Raw genomic sequence first — 20303 nt, 5'->3', positions numbered from 1 at the left:
CCCTATCTGGACAAGGTTACTTTGCCCGGATGAGGTTTTCTTTTTCATGTGGATCCTTATTGCGGGAATGTTTTGCCCCTGTAAGTTTATGTTCTTTTCTATATTGGCTGGGACTTACACCAGTAACCTTGCGGAATGCCTTGGAAAAAGAAAAGCTGTTGGAGTACCCGCAGGAATAGGCTATATTCCCGATAGAAAGATTTGTGTCGGTAAGGAATTCTGTTGCTTTGGTCATGCGGAATTTCATTAAAAACTGCTGAGGGGAAAAGTGTACTGTTTTCAGGAAAAGTTCAGTGAGATAACTCCTGTTTAGTGCGAGAAAGTCAGCGATTTCCTGTACTGTAATGGGATTTTGATAGTTTTTGTGTATATAAGAAATTGCTTTATTGATATAAATGTTACTGACCTTTTCATGTTCCTGATACGGAAGTCCGGCTTCTTCAACCAACAGGGAAAAGAAATCCATAAGGCGGGCATGGATGAAAAGTTCATTACTATAGCTCAGAATATTCCTTTCTAAAATGGAAGAAACGATTTCCAAAAGTTTATCCGGCTGTGAACAGCTAAATAATGGATGGGCATGACTCATTCCCGCTAGGTGGAGGTACTTACCTACATCATCTCCGCCCACTGCAATCCAAAGATAGGTCCAGGGTTCATCTTTATCTGCCTGATAAAAGGTAAGCTCATGAGGATAAATAAGAAACCCTTCCCCACGTGAAATATGGTAACGGTAGTCGCCTACATAGAAGTCGCCCTTTCCATTAAGGCAATAATGCATCAAGTGACAGTCACGTACTGCCGGACCAAATGAATACAGCGGCGAACATTCCTGAATGCCACAGAAAAGGGTGTGGATTTCGTTGAACATGCTGTTTGAAATCTCAGAATAAGAATACAGAGACATAGAGCACCTCCTCTGATATGTTTATGCCTGCTTATTTTAAGTATAGCATTAAAAGGATATGGATAAAAGATAAATTCTAAATACTTTGTATGATGTATATAGGTTTGTATGTTACTTCGGCTGCGTTAGGGAAGGAGTAAAATGGTCTTTTATTGTGTGAGGGAGCCGGATGATAAAAAAGGACTGAGAGGACATGTGGCAGATATACCCTTTGGCCATTGGTAATAGATAGATATGCCCCAAATGTATAGCGGACTATATATATGAAGTATTAGACATTTCATGGCGATGGTTTTATACTATATATAGAGAATATACCGAAAGGAGTTATTTGAATATGAAGAAAACATTAGTAGCATATTTCTCAGCAAGTGGTGTAACGGCGAAAGCGGCCAAAATACTGGCCCAGGCTGCAGGGGCAGATTTATATGAAATTAAACCAAAAGTTCCTTATACAAGAGAGGATTTAGACTGGATGGATAAAAACAGCCGGAGTTCTGTGGAGATGAATGATCCGGCTTCGCGCCCTGAAATTGACGGGAAGATGGAGAATATGGAAGAGTATGGGACAATTTTTGTAGGATTTCCAATATGGTGGTATGTGGCGCCAACGATTATCAATACTTTTTTAGAGAGTTATGACCTTTCCGGCAAAACGGTGATTCCCTTTGCAACTTCCGGCAGCAGCGGTATGGGCAAAACCAATGAGAAGCTTTTGCCAAGCTGCCAGGGTGCGGCATTATTAAATGGAAAGATGCTAAACGGAAATTTGTCAGAAGCCAGCCTGAAAAACTGGGTGGAAGATGTGAGAGGGCAAGAATAAATATAAAATAGGCAATGTGATTTAGGGGCGTGCCTGAAGATTATCTATACAAATCTTCAGGCACGCCCCTAAAATTATGGTGAGTGAACTCTACCAGATTTTTTCTGAAATCTGTTTTACATGGGCCAGCTTTGCCCACTGTTCTTCGTCTGTTAATTTATTTCCGATTTCGCAGGAAGCAAATCCGCACTGGGGACTCAAACAGAGGTTATGAAGGGGTACGAATTGTGCAGCTTCATGTACACGTGCAATGATTGTCTGTTCATCTTCCAGGACAGGTGATTTTGAAGTCAGGAGTCCAAGAACGACTTTTTTATCCTTTGGGACAAAACGCAGGGGTTCAAAGCCGCCTGAGCGTTCGTCATCAAATTCTAAATAAAATCCATCTACATTCTCGCCTCCGAAAAGTATTTCTGCAATCGGCTCATATCCCCCTGAAGAAGCCCAGGTGGAGTGGTAATTGCCCCGGCAAACATGGGTGTTAATTACAAGATCTTCGGGCCTGCCTTCCAGGGCAAGATTGTTAAGGCGGAGGGATTTTTCTGCGGTTTCCCTGAGCTCAGCGTCTGCATTTTGCCTTGCAGACCAGTATTTCCTGTCACAGAACATGCCCCATGTACAGTCGTCCAGCTGTATGTTACGGCAGCCAGCGCCGTAGAGATCAGCAATTACTGTCCGGTATGCGGCGGCGATATCCTGAATGAGTTTTTCGTCATCAGGGTAATACTTTACTGTATTTTCGCCGTTCTTTTCCCTGAAGAGTTCTGCATAAAGCTGGGCGGGGGCCGGAATTGTCTGTCTTGCTACGGTGTTTTCATCCTCAAACTGTTTTACAAATTTGAAATGTCCTACAAATGGATGGTTCTCTCCACTTATGCCGCCGGATAGGGCAATAGAACCATGAGTTGTTTCTTCACCGTGGAAAAAATATCCATGATCAAGCTCTACATGCTCAATGCCATTGAATCCCCACATAAAATCAAGATGCCAGTAGCTGCGCCTGAATTCCCCATCTGTAATAACATGGTAGCCAGACTCTTTTTGTCTGGATATCAGCTTTGTGATCTCTTCATTTTCAATTTTTGTCAGTGTGTCAAGGGGAATATTTCCTTCTGTATAATCGGCCCTTGCCTTTTTCAATGTATCAGGTCTTAAGAAGCTGCCTACAAAATCATATTTAAATGGTGCATTTTCTTTATACATGCATATGTCCTCGCTTTCCTTTTATCTTGTGCCATTATTACACCATAATATAGTCAGGTTGTAAAATAGTTAAAAAAGCGGGTTTTCTATAACTTTTAGTTATAACAAGGCATCTATAGCAAGACAGGCATAACAACAGGATCTCGTGATTGTTAAGCCGTATATTTTTTCAACGCCTCGATATAATAGGTTCCCAGCCTGCTTAATACAGCTTTCTTGTGTGTAATCACGCCGATATGCATTTCACCTTCAGCATTCAGGGGTACGGCGACTATATTTTCGCCGTTTAGCCCTTTGTCTATTACACCGCTGCACACAGTATAGCCGTTGAGGCCGATAAGCAGGTTAAAAAGTGTGGCCCTGTCCATGACACGGATATTTTTGGAGCGGACAGCAGTACTGAAAATTTCTTCAGAAAAATAAAAGGAATTGTGTTCTCCCTGCTCGTAAGAGAGGTAAGGATATGGGGCCAGATCATCCATTGTAACCGATTTTTTTTTAGACAGGGGGTTTCCTGAACTTACAAATATATGTGGCTTGGCAGTGAATAGTTCTGTGAATCTGAGATCATGGACTTTGAGAAGTTTTTCAATTACCATCTGGTTGAATTCATTGTAATATAAAATGCCGATCTCACTCTTCATTCGGGAAACGTCATCAATAATCACATAAGTCTGGGTTTCACGCAGGCTAAAATCATACTCATCTGATCCGTATTCCTTTATCAGATCCACAAAAGCATTGACAGCAAAGGAGTAATGCTGTGTGGATACACAGAATTCTTGCTTCCCGCCTCCATGGACTTTATACTTTTCTTCAAGCAGTGCGGCCTGTTCCAATACTTGCCTCGCATAGCCAAGAAAAATTTCACCTTCCTTTGAAACGGAAGTCCCTTTGTTTGTCCGGTCAAAAATAGTAACTCCCATTTCCTTTTCCAGTTCTTTTATGGATTTTGTGAGACTTGGCTGTGAAAGATATAATACCCTCGCGGCTTCGCTGAAAGTGCCAGTTTCAGCCACAGTTACGATGTATTTTAATTGCTGTAATGTCATGATATCCTCCCTGATTTTTTGAGGTATTTGTCAGGAATCCTTCTCCCTGCACTATTTTAGTAGGAATTATACCACAAAAAACCCCAAATGAACTATGATTTCTAATATAGATGAGGATGCCTTTTATTTGTAGTCCAAAAGTATGTAATTTCAAAACTCCTAGAATATCCGTAAATTGGAAGGCTGTCAAAGGCGGCATACAAATTTGGGGATTTACATTCAAAGTTTAAAAACTGTTTAAGAAATTTACAAGAAAAGGTTAGATATGTGCAGTAAGGTACACTTATTGAACTGCTAATGTTCAACAAGGTATACCTATTGAACTGCTAATATTTAATAAGTATACCTAAAGGGCACCCCTTAAGACATGTCCTTTGGACGGGCGGGTTTCGTACAATTAGTATACCCAGAGGGCATGACATAGATGGCGGCCATTCGTTTATGGAGACTAAAAGTAGGAAGGAAGGAATCACATGGAGAGAATTGTTATTATACCGGCATTAAATCCCGACCGATGCCTGAGGGATATTGTAGATAGGAACTGGGAGTTGGAGAATCAGGTCATACTTGTAGATGATGGGAGTGATGAAAGCTATTATCAGTTTTTCTGGGAGTTAAGTGAGAAATGTATTGTTTTGCACCATGACAAAAACAGGGGCAAGGGAGAAGCTGTCAAAACAGCACTTCAGTACATAAAGGAAGAATTATGGGAGTGCAGTGTGATTGGCATTATGGATGCTGACGGCCAGCACCTGGCGGATGATATGGCAAAATTATTAATAAAAGCTTCTGGCAATCCAAAAGCGCTTGTATTAGGATGCAGGACAATGGATTATACTGTGCCATGGAAGTCTAAAGTGGGAAATCAACTTACAAAGAAAGTGTTTCAATTGACGACAGGTGTTCAGGTATCAGATACGCAGACTGGATTGCGGGCATTTTCTTCAGATCTGTTAGAGTTTATGCTGGACATCCCGGGTGCACGGTACGAATATGAAATGAATGTGCTTGTTATTTGTGCAAAACAGAGAATAGAAATGATCGAAGTTCCTATACAGACGATTTACCACGATCAGGACAACAGTTGCTCCCATTTTAGGAAGGTCCGGGATTCCTTGCGGATTTACAGGAATCTTTTAAAGTTTTCGCTGGTTTCTTTCTCAAGCTTCTTATTGGATTACATACTGTTTATGTTTTTGATATTTTTGTTTCCAGAGACAGTATGGGCAGCGGCGGCGGCTAATATAGGGGCAAGGGTGTTCAGCGCCGGATATAATTATATGATGAATTGCCATGTGGTGTTCCATCAGAAAGATACAATGAAAACAATTGTGGAATACCTGCTCCTGGCGGGGATAGTTTTAATATTCAACAACATAGTTTTACAGATGTTTATATATGGACTGCACATAGAAATACATTTGGCAAAGGTGATGACAGAAATATTCTTATTTTTAATCAGCTGGATTGTACAGAAGAAAATAATTTTCAGAAACACGGAGATACATTGGAACAGTGTTAAAAAGCGTGGTGAGTGCATATGAGAAAAATAGTTTTATTTGTTGCGGATTTGGCGGCTGCCGTTTTATTGGTGGCGGGAATATGGGGCATGAATTATCTGATTCCCCAAAAAGGGATTCATGCCGGGACGGTTTTAGCCTCTTCGGAGGGGAATAAAAATACAAGGCTTAAACAAACAGATACAAACTCTAAAAGTTTCCAGACTGTTTCAAGAGAACAGAAAATTCAGAACTTGCTTGAATCAGGAAGCGGCGGGATGCAGACAACAAAAGTAAGTTTGGATCGTCAAGACTGGCACCAGAAATTTGCTGATAAATTTACAGATCAGGTAGTGTCTACCGATACTTCCTATACTAGCCCGAATCTATCCATTCAACTGACATCAAATTCTATTAAGACGGACCAGTTAGACTCCTCGGGTGACGGAGGGCATAAAAGATATGGGAAAAATATTTCTTATGTGCTGGCAGATATTTATATAGGAGATATAACCTGCCTTCAGACAGCTTTCGCACAGGATACTTACGGGGTAGGGTATGAGGAGAAGCTCACAGACATGTCGGCTGGCATAAAGTCGGTTCTGGCTACAAATGGAGACTCTTACAGCAACAGCAGGCATGTGGATAATGGGACAATTATCCGTAATGGAGTGATCTACCGTTTAAGTCCTACAGACATGGAGACCTGCGTTTTAAACTGGGATGGCACTATAAAAGTCTATTCCCCCGAAGAATTGGACACCCAGAAGTTAATCAATGATGGTGCTTACCAGAGCTGGATTTTTGGGCCAAGTCTATTGGATACAAACGGAAAGGCAAAGAATTCTTTTTTAACTTGGGATTATATCCGTCAGTCTCATCCAAGAACTGCTATCGGATATTATGAACCGGGACATTATTGCCTGCTGGTGGTGGATGGCAGGCAGAACAGCACAAGGGGGATGTTTTTGGGGGAAATGGCTGCTTTATTTGAACAGCTTGGCTGTAAAGCCGCTTATAACCTAGACGGCGGCCATTGTTCCTTCATGACAAAAGATACACAGCTTGTAAATCATCCATATAAGCCGGAGCATAAAATTCAGGATGGAATTTTTTTGACGGAGGGAATATAAATGAGAATCAGAAAAAAAATAAAAAATTTAGCTTGCAATATATGTATTATTTGCAGTATGTCTCTTCTGCTTATTTTTGTGCTGGACTGGTACAATCCATATATGGACTTTTTAGGACATGCCAGGATTCTTTTATATCCTTTATGTATTTGCTCTATTTATATGGGCATATACAGTCAAGTGGAGAAGGAAGAACGTATAAGAATACATAAAAAGAATAGGAGATGGTAATATGCTGGAAATAGGAATCCGCACACTTTCTTTGAAAAAGGGCACCCGTATATCGAATGATTACAGAGAGCAAATGGAATTAATCAAAAAGTGGATGAAAGGTAAAATAAAGAGCAGCCTTAAAGAAACGGACAGTATCTCTATCTATCAGTATTATTCTATGGCACCATTTTATTGTGTTGAGGCAAGATTTTTAAGGAGGATGAAAGTGGGAAGCAGTGTGATGTGTGTGAAAGAAAGCTTGGAAGATTATGTGGCATCGGCACATCTCCCTAGATTTATAAAGCAGTTTTTATACTTGTATATAAAAATCTTTTTAAATTCATTAGACTATATTGTGACTGTAGATGAAAAGACAGAAATGACATTGCGGCAGGAGGGTGTCAATAATCCTAAATTTTACAGGATTCCCATCTGTAAGGAAAAAGAACCTTTAGTAGCTGGTTTGTGGATGGACTTTTATCAGACAATCGCAGTCTCCATTTGAACAGTAATAAAAGATATAAACCGGGTTCGATATAAGATTCTATTTTTCCCAATTATAATTGCAGTCCGTCTCGATTTTCTTTACCAATGCGTTTTCCTGCCAAAAATATGATATGATTTGTTTGATTACTTAAACGAAAGGAAAATAGAATCTAGTATGAATACATTGGAAATTATGAAATCACGTCACAGCGTAAGACAGTACAAAAAAAGAACAATAGAGGCGGAGAAAAGAGACCAGCTGCAAAAGCTGGTCAAAACATGCAACGAGGAATCCGGGCTTCATATCCAGATTTTGTTCGATGAGCCAAAATGCTTTAATGGCATCATGGCACATTATGGAAAGTTCTCCGGGGTGAGCAATTATATTGCACTAGTAGGGAAGAAAAGTCCAGGCCTTGAGGAGAAAGCAGGCTATTTTGGAGAAAAGATTGTTCTTGGGGCACAGGAGATGGGGTTAAATACATGTTGGGTTGCCATGACCCATGGGAAGAGTGCGGCACAAATTAAGACAGGAGAGAAACAGACATGTCTGATCGCACTTGGCTATGGAGAAAATGCAGGAACAGGGCATAAAGTAAAGCCTTTGCATGAAGTATGCAATTGTGCGGACAATATGCCGGACTGGTTTGCGGATGGGATGGAGGCAGTTCTGCTTGCACCTACGGCTGTAAATCAACAAAAATTTTATTTTACTTTAAAAGAGGGGGGACAGGTGGCGGCAAGGGTAAAAGGCACAGGATTTTATGCAAGGACCGACCTGGGGATTGTAAAATATCATTTTGAAGCAGTGACAGGCAGGAAGGTGATGTAATGTCCCAGAGGGAGGAAATAGAGCGGCTTGCTGAAAGCTTTAAACAGTGCCAGAAGATATTGACTGCATTGGGAGATGAGAACAGGCAGCACTTAATTTTGGAAATGATGAAGATGGATGAGTGCCATGGGGCACGGGTGGGAGATATCACGGTAAAGACGCATTTGTCACGTCCGGCAGTTTCCCATCATCTCCAGATTTTAAAGAGCGCAGGGATTTTGAATGTCCGTAAAGAGGGGACAAAAAACTTTTATTATTTTGATGCAGATATGAAAGGATTTAATATATTGATTCATATGTTGGAGGAGGCAAAGAGAATTGCCGGGGAACTTCCTGACAGGCCGGGGGAAACAGACGGATAGTCAGGGGTTCCTTTCATGATGTATCTATAGGTTTACTTAGGCCTTTCGTGTTCATCAATGTGCCAAGTTTTGTATTTTTTAATTTGTTTAAAAATTATTTAAATATTTATAGCGGAATCTTTAGGTGTGTTTGTTAGCCTCTTATTATACAAAAAGTAATAGGAGGCTTTTATAATGGATGGGAAATTAAAAGGACTTTCTGCCAGTGAAGTAATAGAACGGCAAAATAGAGGCGAAAGTGAAGGCCGGCGGGAAGGCATCACAAAAAGCCGGGCACAGATTGTCCGGGAAAATACGGTGACATTGTTTAATGCATTAAATTTCATAATTGCCGGATTACTGCTGGCTGTAGGTGCATACTCGAATCTTCTTTTTATTGGCATCATTATTCTGAATATATTTATCGGAATAGCACAAGAGCTGAAAGCGAAAAAGCTGGTGGATGAATTATCTGTCCTTAATCGGCCTATGGTCTGTGTGCGGCGGGACGGGAAGGAACAGCAGATAGAAAGGGAGGAGATTGTAAAAGGGGATCTTCTCGTATTAAAAAGTGGAAACCAGATCTGCAATGATGCAGAGGTTCTTTCAGGGAGCCTGGAAGTGAATGAATCTCTGCTGACAGGCGAAAGCGACGGGGTGATAAAAGAAACCGGAGATAAGCTTTATTCCGGCAGTTTTGTGATTTCCGGCAGGGCAGATGCAGAAGTGATCCATGTAGGAAGCGAAAATTATACCACAGGGCTTGTAAATGAAGTGAAAAAAGAAAAGCAGGTGCAGTCAGAACTTCTGGGATCTATGAGAAAGATTACAAATCTTACTAGTTTTCTGATTATTCCGCTTGGAGTGATACTCTTCATGGAGGCACTTTTTTTCAGGAACACGCCTATAGATGAGGCAGTTGTATCTTCTGCGGCGGCGCTGTTGGGAATGCTCCCCAAAGGTTTGGTTCTGCTGATTTCTGTATCTCTTGCAACTGGGGTGATCAGGCTGGCAAAAATGAAAATTTTAGTGCAGAATATTTATTCTCTGGAGACTCTGGCACATGTGGACACCTTATGCCTGGATAAAACCGGCACAATTACGGACGGAAAACTTAAAGTATGCAGAAAGGTTCCGATGACCGAGCTGCCTCAGGGAGAGATAGAAGGTATGATCCAGGCTTATATGGAAGCCTGTGAGGACCATAATGCGACTTTTGAAGCATTAAAGACAGCATTCCCCCCAAAACCTCTCTATCATCCCGTGCATAAAATTCCGTTTTCATCCAAACGGAAATGGGGATGTGTAAGTTTGGAAGATACAGGGACCATATTTGTAGGCGCCCCGGAAAGGCTGATAGGCGCCCTGCCTGAGAATCTGGAGAAAGAGCTGGAGCACGGGCGCCGCGTGATAGCAATTGGATACTCGCCGGAAATATGGGAAAATGACGGGGCTCTTCCAGACCGGATACAAGTCCTTTATTCCGTAGTACTGGAAGACCGGATACGCAGAAATGCAAAAAAGACCCTGGAATTTTTTAAGGAACAGAATGTGTCAGTAAAAGTTATCTCCGGGGATCATGTAAAAACAGTTTCTATGATTGCCAGACGGGCAGGATTAAAAAAGTGGAGAGATGCGGTGGATTTATCCCGATATGAGGATAAAGTGGATTATGATACCATATGTCAGAAATACTCTGTTTTTGCCAGGGTAACGCCAAAGCAGAAACAAGAACTGGTAAGAGCGCTGCAGAGACAGGGACATCATGTAGCAATGACCGGAGACGGCGTGAATGACCTGCTGGCCCTGCGGGAGGCGGATTGTTCCATTGCTGTGGCGGATGGGAGTGACGCCAGCAGACAGCTTGCACAGATTGTTCTGCTGGATTCAGATTTTACACATTTGCCGGAGGTGGTGATGGAAGGCAGGAAGGTAGTCAACAATGTGACAAGAACAGCAGGAGTTTTTTTCATAAAAACGATATATTCTCTGCTAGTATCTATATTCTGTGTTATTGGCAATATACCGTTTCCGTTTATTCCCATTCAGATCACACTGGTGGATGCATTTATTGAAGCGTATCCTTCCTTTATCACGATTGCAGAATCAGATACAAGAAGATTGTCAGGCAGCTTTTTGAAAACAGCGTTGTCAAAGGCTTTACCTTTTGGCCTGGCCGTGACAGCGGTAATCGCCCTGTTCAGCCTGTTGGAACCCTTTGGCATTTCCGAGAACCAGACGCTGATGTATCTGTCATTGATATTGATTTCTATTACGGCAGTAATCAAAAGCTGTATTCCTTTCAATCTGCTCAGGAGTTTTATCTGCGTGACTATGACGGGTGGGATTTTCAGCGCCCTTCTGATCCTGCCGGGACTTTTTAAAATGAGCCGGATAACGCCTGAAATGGGAATAGACCTGGCGGCTGCTATGGCGGCGGTATGGGGATTCCTTGGTATTATGCGTGGGATGAAGCTTCTATTCAGCAGGGAAAAGGAAAAAAGACACACAGCGGAGGTGGGAATATGGCAGGATTAGAGTTACAGATTTTAGATGCCATCCAGCAGATAAGGAGCGGCTGGATGGATCAAATCATGGTATCCATCACATCTTTAGGAAACGGAGGCATGATCTGGATTGCTGTAGGAATACTGCTTCTAATCAGTAAAAAACACAGAAAAACGGGAATACTGGTTTTGGCAGCTCTGGCAGCAGAAGTCGTATTCTGCAATGGGATATTGAAACCCGTAGCCTCCAGGGTACGGCCTTGTGATATAAACCCTGCTGTACAGCTTCTGATTTCCCGCCCAACAGATTATTCTTTTCCTTCAGGGCATACAGGGGCATCTTTTGCAGCTGCATGTATGCTGTGGTTAAGAAAAGAAAAGGGGCGTTATGCGGCTTTTATTCTGGCAGGGATGATTGCATTTTCCAGAATGTATCTGTATGTACACTTTCCTACCGACATTCTTGGAGGGATGGTGATAGGAAGCGCCAGCGCCTGGGGAGTTTACCTGGGATTTAAACAGTTTGCAAGTAAATGTGGAAAAAACAGTAAAATAACGGTATGATATATACAGGATCTATTTTGTAAAGGCGATAGAAACGGGGGAGTCTGATGTCCTTAAAAAAGCGGATGTTCCGCTCCAATATGACAATTATATTCTTATCACTGCTTTCACTTCTGGCGGTAGTCTTTCTGGTGCTGATTTTGTTTGAGGACTCTATAGAAAGACGGTTTTGGACCATGGAGCAGGCAAAACTGGACAGAGGTATTCTGCAGGTAGCTGCTCTTGTTGAGGAAGCCGGAATACAGGATATAGAGAGATTACAAGAGAATGTAGAAAGGGTAGGGTATGCAGCGGCTCTGATCCAGGAGGAACAAGTGAAAGCTGGAAGTACGGATGATAGGATTGGGGAGCTGGCAGGTGCGCTGGATACAGAATATCTTAAGCCAAATCAGGCAGAGATTTTCTATTACCGTAATTCCACTGTTGTAGTAAAGTATATTCAGGAACAGGATATGTGCATTCTGGCGGTTCATTTCGCAGAAGGAGACTGGCTGCAGAAATCTTTGCTCCATGCTTACCGCCCGCTTCTTCTTGTATTGTTTTCTATAAGTGTTGGTGTGATTCTTATTATTTTGGCTCTTTCTTCCTATTTTACAAGGCGGATGAACCAAGTAGTCATGGAACCATTAGGGGAGCTTGTGAAAGGCGCCGAACGGATCCGGGCAGGGAACCTGAGGCAGGAGATTCAGTACCAGGGGGAAGCAGAGTTTGAAAATCTGTGCCATACTTTCAATTCTATGCAGAAAACTATTTTAGAAGATCAAGAGCAGAGGATGAAAACAGAAAAAGCCAGAATTGATATGGTTACAGGAATTTCCCATGACCTGCGCACCCCCCTGACCTCCATACAAGGGTACATCAAAGGGATTTTAGACGGTGTGGCAAATTCCCAGGAAAAAAGGATCCTATATTTGAGGACAGCCTATGAATCAACGGAAGATATGAACCGGCTGCTGCAGAAGCTTTTTGATTTTTCGAGACTGGAGAGCGGGCAGATGCCCTTTCATATGGTGAATGTTGATTTGGCAGAGCTTACCGATGCATATGTTGCACAAAAGGAAACTCTGATGCAGGAGGAGAAAATACAGTTCTTTTTTCAGAGGGCAGATAGAGTTCCGGAAATTTCATTGGATGTGGAACAATTCCGAAGGATTTTTGATAATTTGCTGGAGAACAGTATGAAGTATAGTGGGACGCATCCGGTAAAAATCTGGATTCAAATATCTCAGATAGGGAAAGATATAGTGTTTCAATGGAAAGATAATGGGCCGGGAGTGCCGGACGGGAAAATAGATAAAATATTTGAGCGGTTTTACCGCTGTGATGAGTCCAGAAATCAAAAAGGCAGCGGTGTAGGACTCTATGTGGTAAAATATATCATGGAGCGCCATGGAGGCAGTATCCAGGCAGAGAATGACGGTGGATTAAAATTGACTCTTACATTTCCAACAGCAGAGGAGGATTAAGGCTTATGTCGAAAATCTTGATTGTGGAAGATGATGAAAAAATTGCACAGTTAGAGAGTGATTATTTAGAGAGTAATGGGTATGAAACAGCTCTGGTTTCCGATGGAAATGCAGTGATTCCCAAGCTAAGAGAGCAGAAGTATGATTTGGTCCTGCTGGATATTATGCTTCCCGGGTGCAGCGGCTATGATATTTGCCGTCAAATAAGGGATGAAATTGATATCCCTATACTGATGGTGACTGCAAGGGCGGAAGCGGTGGATGTGATACGGGGCCTGGGACTTGGAGCAGATGATTATATCACAAAACCCTTCGACCCCTCTCAGCTGGTGGCGAGGGTGCGTTCCCACTTAAAGCGTTATGCCAGGCTCACAAAAGACCGCGGCGCGGAAGCTGAGAATACAGAGAAAATTAGTATTCAGGATGTAACCATCGAGCCGAAAACCTGGAAGGCCTGGAAAGGAGAGACGGAACTGAAACTTCCCAACAGAGAGTTTGAACTTTTATGCTTTCTGGCGGAGAATCCGAATATTGTATTTTCTAAGGAGGCATTGTTCGAAAAAATATGGGGTTTTGATTATGTGTCAGACGCGGCCACTGTTTCTGTCCATATCAACAGGCTGAGAGAAAAGATAGAGGATGATGCCAGAAATCCGAAAATTATAGAAACTGTGTGGGGTGCAGGGTACCGTTTGAACGGGTAGGAAAAGAGGGAATGAAGAATGTGGATATTTTATGCGGCAGGGTCCGCCTTTTTTGCCGGAGTAACGTCTGTCCTGGCTAAATGTGGAATTAAAAAGGCAGATTCAAATGTAGCCACGGCTATCCGCACCGTGGTAATCTTAATTTTTGCATGGCTGATTGTGCTGCTGACAGGTTCATGGCATGGTATTCCTGGGATTGACGGGAAAACCATGCTGTTTTTATGTCTTTCAGGTGCTGCAACAGGAGCCTCCTGGCTTTGTTATTTTAGGGCGCTTCAGGTGGGGGATATTAACAAAGTAGTCCCGGTGGATAAATCAAGCACTGTGTTGACTATTTTGCTGGCATTGATTTTCCTCCATGAGGGTTTAAGTGCAGAAAAGGCTGCTGCAGTGTTTATGATTACAGCAGGCATTCTGCTTATGATAAAGAAAAAAGATAGTGTGCCTGCGGAAAATGAAAAGAAGAGCTGGTTTTTGTATGCGTCTGGCTCTGCTCTTTTTGCCAGCCTTACTGCTATTCTAGGCAAGGTTGGGATCTCCGGGGTGGATTCCAACCTGGGGACAGCCATCCGTACATCGGTTGTTCTGGCCATGGCGTGGCTCATGGTCTTTGTGAGTGGGAAGGCGAAAACTATCCATGAGATTCCCAGGAAGGAATTCGTGTTTATTTGTTGTTCTGGAATCGCAACAGGAGCCTCCTGGCTCTGTTATTACCGGGCCCTGAGGGAAGGGCCGGCCAGTGTGGTTGTGCCTATAGACAAACTGAGTGTTCTGGTTACAGTGGGGTTTTCCTACATGGTATTTGGGGAGAGACTTACAAAAAAAGAAGGGTGCGGACTTCTTCTGCTTACATTGGGTACGGTAGCATTGGCAGCAGTATAATATATGTATTTTGTTTGAAAAACAACAGAAATGCATAAGAAATAGTTTATAATATGATAATAGTAAAAGGAGGTGTTAAGAATGAATCGTGTATTTTCAGTTGCAGAGGCTCATAAACCTAAAGATGGCCTGACGATTTCTACGCCGTCTAAGATGCAGGGGGAGACAGATATTACCTACTTTTCTTTGGGGAAGGAGACAGACATTACACCTGAAACCTATGCAAGGCCAGTCATCTATATTGGCATGGGCGGACAAGGGATATTTACGGCGGGTACTGGGGAAAATCAAAAAAAGCTTGAAATGAAACAGGGGGAAATGCTCGTAATATTAAAAGATACACTATGTGGAGCGGCAACAACACAAGGATTTGTTTATACGGAGATTATGCCGGGAAAGGAAATTATTATGAATCATGTTGTAAAAGCAGGAGAAGTATTAAAATTAGGAGAATTACTTCCATATGAAGATGGCAGTATTGTAAACATGGATATAGTGTCCAATGACGGAATGAAATTTGTGCTCATGGCATTCGACGAGGGGACAGGACTCTCACCGCACAGAGCGCCTGGGGATGCTCTTGTATTTGCCCTAGAGGGTAAAGCAGTTATTGGCTATGAAGGAACGGATCATGAGATTCAAGCGGGGGAAAGCTTTCATTTTGCCAAGAATGGACTGCATAGTGTCAAGGCTGATGGAAAATTTAAAATGGCATTGCTCATTGCTTTAAAATAAGTGGGAATAGCTGGCGCTGGACATGTAGCAGACTGTCAATGTTCAATCAAGCATCTCTAAGGGGTACCCCATAATACACGGTCTTTCTGGGCGCGTGCTAAGGGGTACCCTTTGGGTATGTTTTGTGAAATATATCAGTGCTTACCTGTACAGCGGCGGATAATAACTTTGATTATATACATATTTGCTCCGCCAGGCTTTCCCGGAGTGTCTGGAGAAATTTCTCTGCAGGCTTTGAGAAAACCTGGTATTTTTTCCAGATAACATTCATAGGCACCTCGAGCCGGGGGGAAAGGGGACGGAAGCAAAGCCTGCTGTTACCGGAAGTATTGATGATTCTATCAAAACAGACAGCATATCCAAGTCCTTCTTCCACTAGAAGAGATGCATTGAACAAAAGATTATAGGAGGCAACGATGTTTAAAGAAGAACGTCCGCAGTGCATCCACTGCATTACCTCCCCGCCGTCAGACTGTTCCTGGGAAATAAGAAGGGGTTTATCAGAGAGATCTTCAGGTGTGATGTATTTTTTTTGAGCTAATGGCGCATCTTTGGTCATCAAAACACCCCATACGTCATTGATGGGGAGCTTCAATGCCTCGTATTTCTTTAAGTCCGGCGTTCCAAACACAATGCCAAAATCAATGAGGCCTTTATCCAGGCGCTCTGTGACAAAGGAGGCATTCCCGCTGGAAATCCGGTAATGAATACCTGGATAATCTTCACGGAGCCTGGCGGCAGTTCTGGCCAACAGGCGGACTCCATCAGTCTCTCCCGCGCCAATATAAACGTCACCGATAATAACGTTGTCTGATAAAGCAATTTCACTTTCTGCTTTTTTAACTAAATCTAAAATCTCTTCTGCCCGCTTCCTAAGAATCATACCCTCATCCGTAAGGGTGACTTTCCGGGTACCTTTGGATCCCCGGACTAAAAGCTGCTTTCCAAGCTCCTCTTCCATATGTTTAATTTGCGTAGATAGAGTTGGCTGAGACAAGTTCAGAGATTTTGCGGCCCTGACGATACTCTGCTCTCTTGCGACTGCAAGAAAATATTGTAATACACGTAGTTCCATAACTTCCTCCTAATATCTGCAAATGTTTTTGTATAAGAGTATTCTACCATGATTTTTTCATAAGTTTCAACTATCCATTTCAATTGAAAATAGGTATTTGCTATTTATATTGACTGATTTTATAATATAAAAAAGATGTAAAAACCACCAGAAAAGGAGAAGTCAGATTATGTTAGGGAATATTGTATTTTCAAATCCAACGAAACTATATTTTGGAGAAAATTCTTTAGAGTATTTAAACCAGGAGCTGCCAAAATATGGGAGGAATGTACAGCTTGTATATGGCGGCGGTTCTATCAAAAAAAATGGTATCTATGATAAGGTTGTAGAGATTTTAAAGGCAAACGGAAAAGAAATCATTGAAGACGGCGGGGTTATGCCAAACCCCACTGTGGAAAAATTGTATGAGGGCGCAAAGCTTGCAAGAGAAGGAAATGCAGATTTGATTCTGGCAGTAGGCGGCGGTTCCTGCTGTGATTATGCAAAGGCAGTATCAGTCTCAGCCCACTGCAAGGGGGATCCATGGGAGAAGTATTATTTAAAATTCGAAGATGTAGACTCTGATACAAAGATCATTCCAGTAGGCTGTGTGCTGACAATGGTGGGAACCGGATCTGAAATGAACGGGGGTTCAGTGATTACAAATCATGGGAGCAAACTGAAGATTGGACATATTTTTGGAGATAATGTATTCCCGAAATTCTCAATCCTGGATCCCACATTTACATTTACATTGCCAAAATACCAGATGGTATCTGGATTCTATGATATTATGAACCATATTACAGAGCAGTATTTCTCAGGGGAGGATGACAACACTTCAGATTATATTATGGAAGGCCTGATGCGTTCTCTGATCCACAGTTCCAGGATTGCCATTCAAGATCCGAAAAACTATGAGGCAAGAAGTAATATTATGTGGACAGCTACATGGGCATTAAATACATTGGTAGCCATGGGAAAGTCAGCAGACTGGATGGTTCATATGCTCGGCCAGGCAGTAGGCGCCCATACGGATGCAGCACATGGGATGACACTTGCAGCTGTGTCGCTGCCATATTACCGCCACATCATGCCATACGGACTTGCTAAGTTTAAAAGATTTGCGGAAAACGTATGGAATGTCAATCCAGACGGAAAGAGCAGTGAGGAAATAGCAGCAGAGGGATTAAATGCCATGGAAGCCTGGATGAAGGAAATTGGTGTTGTAATGAACATCAAAGAACTGGGAGTGACAGAAAATATGCTGGAAGGCCTTGTGAAATCCACATTAATTATGGAGGGCGGGTATAAAGTACTGACGGAAGATGAGATATTGGAAATTTTTAAGGAAAGTATGTAATTCATTCACCCGGTACCAGCTTTTTCATTTCCTTGACTGAATAAAAACATGGAATATATTTAGTATCGCAAATTTATAATAGCAGTATATAGCGCAGTGAGACTGCATACAGACAGTAGAAGCCGCAGCGGGTCATAAGCGGCTTCACTGTCTTTTTTTCGTACAGGTAGTAAATTTATAGTTGCTGTACTAGTAATAAAATATATAGAAAATAATTATAGAAATCAATAAAATATAAATATTTGCTATGCTTATAAACGAGTGTTACCATATAGTTATCCAATACAGTGCCAGCGGGCAGCGCCTGCAGGCTAAAAATAGAAATGGGTAAGGAGAGAGGTTGAAAGATGGATGAAAAAATTTTTCTGGATTATCTTAACAGCAAAAAAACAGTGATAGGAGGCAGTGAAGTACACCAATTTATGCATGAAGCTTCTCAGGATGCATTGAAGTTAACAGCAGAAATAAATGGCACATATCATAAACCCCATGAATTGAGAAAACTCTTTTCAAAACTGATTGGAAAAGAGGTGGATAGTAGTTTTTGTCTGTTTCCTCCCTTTTATACGGATTGTGGAAGGAATATTACGGTTGGTAAGAATGTATTTATAAATATGGGATGTAAGTTCCAGGACCAGGGAGGTATTACTATTGGTGATGGAACACTGATCGGACATAATGTAGTAATCGCGACTTTAAATCATGGCATGAATCCATCAAATCGAAGTAATCTTCATCCTTCTCCTGTTTATATTGGGGAAAATGTGTGGATTGGTTCAGGCGCAATTATTTTGCCAGGGGTAACTATCGGCCATGGGGCTATTGTTGGAGCCGGGGCAGTGGTAACAAAGGACGTACCTGAAAATGCGGTTGTGGCAGGTGTTCCTGCAAAAATCATAAAAAATAGAGACGTGAGGAAGTATTAGTTGACAAGCAGATAAATAGAAAGGGGCCATGCCCTGCTTGGAGGGGGCAAAGCTTACTGTAACCGCTACTGTGGGAGGGGACGGCTGCTGGGTGGGAGACTAACTTTCACGTAACACACCGCCTTCCTAATTCTTGCCCAGCCGTTGGTTCCGATATGGATTCCTGACTATGGTTCTTTTCCGGTCCAGGTCATGGTGTGTGTACTGCCCAATGGGAACAATGACCCAGGGATTCTGGATTCAAAAAAACAGGGGATGAATGTGGTCTATTGGATTGCAGATGAGAGGGTGCTCTCGTTGATTGATGCGATAAAAGAACAGTACTGCGGGGAAGAGGCTGAATAGGGGGCCGCCCGGATATGGCAAATATATTTTAGGGGCAGATTTTGTCTCATACTTTAAAGCAGTACTAAAAAAGGCTGACATAATTGTCAGCCTTTTGAAGCAGATAACGGGAATCGAACCCGCCTCTCCAGCTTGGGAAGCTGGCATTCTACCAATGAACTATATCTGCATGAATTATATTATAGTACTATTTGGATTTAAAATCAAGTATAAATATTATTTATTTAACGGGAAAATGACATATGCCTTGTCAATTTATATTGAGCTATATAGATATGGTTAAGTTAGGAAATATTTCTTGAAATCCTATGCCGTAAATGATACTATACCCAGGGATATATCAAACACATCCCAGAGCCAGCCTGTCCATATGGGATGTATAAAAAAATATACCCACAAGAGGTTGGAATTAGGTAAAAAGTTATGCAGGGGGATTTTATTATGCAGGAACAGCAGCTAAAGACAAATCTGGACACAAATTTTATCAAATTGATAGCCATTATATCTATGACCATAGACCATATTGGAAGTGTATTTTTTCCTGAATACCCGATTTTTAGGTGGGTAGGAAGAATCGCCTTTCCTCTTTTTTGCTATTGCTTGACAGTGGGGATGTTATATACCCATGATATTAAGAAATATATGGTTCGGCTTGCTGCCTTTGCGCTTATTTCACAGCCTTTCTGGATTTTAGCCTTTAATTCAGACGATATTATGGGGAATATTTTTAATCTAAATATCTTTTTCACCCTGGTCGTCAGCCTATTGGCCACATGGGGATTTAAAGAGAAGAAATGGTGGTTGTTTATAGGCTGCTTGATTTTATTGGGTGTTGTTAATTTTGACTATTCTATGACAGGGCTGATTCTGATGCTGATTTTCTACCTGTGCAGGAACAAACCCTGGCTGGGAGCAATTATTTACATAATTAGCTACCTGCCCGCGCTGAATGGATATATGGAAGATCCTCTTGCCCTTAAAATAGGAGGCCACGCAATTGGGTTTGAAATTTTTGCTTTGTTGGCATTGCCATTTATCTATATACACACAAAGTCCAACCTGAAGATTTCAAAATGGTTTTTCTATATCTATTATCCGGCACATTTATTGGCCATTTATTTATTGCAGTTATTTATATAGTATAAAACATTCCTGTCAGGCAAACTGCCCGCAGGATTTTATACTATTATCAGGACTTACGCATATGAACAGAGATATCCTGATTTGACGTGCAGGCAGCAGGGGACTTTCAATATGTCCAGGCAGAT

General features: G+C 41.9%; 19 protein-coding genes, 1 tRNA gene and 1 pseudogene. 16 read left to right on the top strand and 5 right to left on the bottom strand.

The annotated features are described in order from the left end of the window. Window positions 1-16 precede the first annotated feature (16 nt). Entirely contained in the window at window positions 17-907 is an 891-nt protein-coding gene (locus tag EFA47_RS10710) for an AraC family transcriptional regulator (protein WP_122643267.1), read from the bottom strand. 337 nt (window positions 908-1244) lie between these two features. Here EFA47_RS10710 and EFA47_RS10705 point away from each other — a divergent pair, with 337 nt between their 5' ends. Continuing rightward, on the top strand, window positions 1245-1730 hold the full coding sequence (locus EFA47_RS10705) for a flavodoxin (RefSeq protein WP_122643266.1): 486 nt from the start codon (window positions 1245-1247) through the stop codon (window positions 1728-1730). A gap of 90 nt (window positions 1731-1820) precedes the next feature. On the opposite strand, the gene EFA47_RS10700 is transcribed toward EFA47_RS10705, so the two are convergent. Both EFA47_RS10700 and EFA47_RS10695 read right to left on the bottom strand, forming a co-directional pair. Next, a complete protein-coding gene (locus EFA47_RS10700) occupies window positions 1821-2933 on the bottom strand; it encodes a 5-methyltetrahydropteroyltriglutamate--homocysteine S-methyltransferase (RefSeq protein WP_122643265.1) in 1113 nt (370 codons plus the stop codon). A gap of 152 nt (window positions 2934-3085) precedes the next feature. Continuing rightward, complete coding sequence (locus EFA47_RS10695; RefSeq protein WP_122643264.1) at window positions 3086-3985, bottom strand: LysR family transcriptional regulator; 900 nt, start codon at window positions 3983-3985, stop codon at window positions 3086-3088. A gap of 473 nt (window positions 3986-4458) precedes the next feature. On the opposite strand from EFA47_RS10695, the gene EFA47_RS10690 reads away from it, so the two are divergent. The 11 genes from EFA47_RS10690 to EFA47_RS10635 all read left to right on the top strand — a co-directional run bounded on the left by EFA47_RS10690 (window position 4459) and on the right by EFA47_RS10635 (window position 15347). Further along, complete coding sequence (locus tag EFA47_RS10690) at window positions 4459-5529, top strand: bifunctional glycosyltransferase family 2/GtrA family protein (RefSeq protein WP_122643263.1); 1071 nt, start codon at window positions 4459-4461, stop codon at window positions 5527-5529. Next, window positions 5526-6617 (top strand): phosphodiester glycosidase family protein, encoded by a 1092-nt coding sequence (locus tag EFA47_RS10685; protein WP_122643262.1) that lies wholly within the window; start codon window positions 5526-5528, stop codon window positions 6615-6617. Before EFA47_RS10690 ends, EFA47_RS10685 begins: the two co-directional genes overlap by 4 nt. 232 nt (window positions 6618-6849) lie before the next feature. Then, window positions 6850-7335 carry a hypothetical protein gene (locus EFA47_RS10675; protein WP_122643260.1) on the top strand — a complete coding sequence of 162 codons (486 nt, stop codon included), beginning with the start codon at window positions 6850-6852 and terminating at the stop codon, window positions 7333-7335. A 156-nt stretch (window positions 7336-7491) separates the two neighbouring features. Further along, complete coding sequence (locus tag EFA47_RS10670) at window positions 7492-8148, top strand: nitroreductase family protein (protein ID WP_122643259.1); 657 nt, start codon at window positions 7492-7494, stop codon at window positions 8146-8148. After that, the gene (locus EFA47_RS10665) at window positions 8148-8510 is read left to right on the top strand and encodes an ArsR/SmtB family transcription factor (RefSeq protein ID WP_122643258.1); all 363 of its coding nucleotides are present in this window, start codon (window positions 8148-8150) and stop codon (window positions 8508-8510) included. Before EFA47_RS10670 ends, EFA47_RS10665 begins: the two co-directional genes overlap by 1 nt. A 174-nt stretch (window positions 8511-8684) precedes the next feature. After that, window positions 8685-11027 carry an HAD-IC family P-type ATPase gene (locus EFA47_RS10660; RefSeq protein WP_122643257.1) on the top strand — a complete coding sequence of 781 codons (2343 nt, stop codon included), beginning with the start codon at window positions 8685-8687 and terminating at the stop codon, window positions 11025-11027. After that, window positions 11015-11560, top strand: a complete 546-nt coding sequence (locus EFA47_RS10655; protein ID WP_122643256.1) for a phosphatase PAP2 family protein — start codon at window positions 11015-11017, stop codon at window positions 11558-11560. Before EFA47_RS10660 ends, EFA47_RS10655 begins: the two co-directional genes overlap by 13 nt. 47 nt (window positions 11561-11607) lie before the next feature. Next, entirely contained in the window at window positions 11608-13026 is a 1419-nt protein-coding gene (locus tag EFA47_RS10650; protein ID WP_122643255.1) for a HAMP domain-containing sensor histidine kinase, read from the top strand. A gap of 5 nt (window positions 13027-13031) precedes the next feature. Then, window positions 13032-13730 carry a response regulator transcription factor gene (locus tag EFA47_RS10645; protein WP_122643254.1) on the top strand — a complete coding sequence of 233 codons (699 nt, stop codon included), beginning with the start codon at window positions 13032-13034 and terminating at the stop codon, window positions 13728-13730. 18 nt (window positions 13731-13748) lie between these two features. Then, on the top strand, window positions 13749-14612 hold the full coding sequence (locus tag EFA47_RS10640; protein ID WP_122643253.1) for an EamA family transporter: 864 nt from the start codon (window positions 13749-13751) through the stop codon (window positions 14610-14612). Window positions 14613-14693: 81 nt separating this feature from the next. Further along, a complete protein-coding gene (locus EFA47_RS10635) occupies window positions 14694-15347 on the top strand; it encodes a cupin domain-containing protein (RefSeq protein WP_122643252.1) in 654 nt (217 codons plus the stop codon). A 172-nt stretch (window positions 15348-15519) separates the two neighbouring features. Here the strand turns inward: EFA47_RS10635 and EFA47_RS10630 are convergent, their stop codons facing one another. Next, entirely contained in the window at window positions 15520-16422 is a 903-nt protein-coding gene (locus EFA47_RS10630; RefSeq protein ID WP_122643251.1) for a LysR family transcriptional regulator, read from the bottom strand. Window positions 16423-16591: 169 nt separating this feature from the next. Between EFA47_RS10630 and EFA47_RS10625 the strand changes: the two genes are divergently transcribed. The 3 genes and pseudogenes from EFA47_RS10625 to EFA47_RS20585 all read left to right on the top strand — a co-directional run. Further along, the gene (locus tag EFA47_RS10625; RefSeq protein ID WP_122643250.1) at window positions 16592-17764 is read left to right on the top strand and encodes an iron-containing alcohol dehydrogenase; all 1173 of its coding nucleotides are present in this window, start codon (window positions 16592-16594) and stop codon (window positions 17762-17764) included. Between the two features lie 347 nt (window positions 17765-18111). Next, on the top strand, window positions 18112-18690 hold the full coding sequence (locus tag EFA47_RS10620; RefSeq protein WP_122643249.1) for a sugar O-acetyltransferase: 579 nt from the start codon (window positions 18112-18114) through the stop codon (window positions 18688-18690). A 157-nt stretch (window positions 18691-18847) separates the two neighbouring features. Beyond that, window positions 18848-18949, top strand: a pseudogene (locus EFA47_RS20585) (4Fe-4S binding protein); the annotation flags it as partial. A gap of 184 nt (window positions 18950-19133) precedes the next feature. On the opposite strand, the gene EFA47_RS10605 reads toward EFA47_RS20585, so the two are convergent. Next, window positions 19134-19204: transfer RNA gene (locus tag EFA47_RS10605), tRNA-Gly, on the bottom strand. 272 nt (window positions 19205-19476) lie between these two features. Between EFA47_RS10605 and EFA47_RS10600 the strand changes: the two genes are divergently transcribed. Next, window positions 19477-20175, top strand: coding sequence for a TraX family protein (locus tag EFA47_RS10600; RefSeq protein WP_235853248.1), 699 nt, complete (start codon window positions 19477-19479; stop codon window positions 20173-20175). Window positions 20176-20303 lie beyond the last annotated feature (128 nt).

It is taken from the genome of Luxibacter massiliensis (assembly GCF_900604355.1).
In the GTDB taxonomy this organism is placed as follows: domain Bacteria; phylum Bacillota; class Clostridia; order Lachnospirales; family Lachnospiraceae; genus Luxibacter; species Luxibacter massiliensis.
The sequence above is the reverse complement of the archived record's forward strand: the minus strand, read 5'-3'. Positions and strand labels throughout refer to the sequence as shown.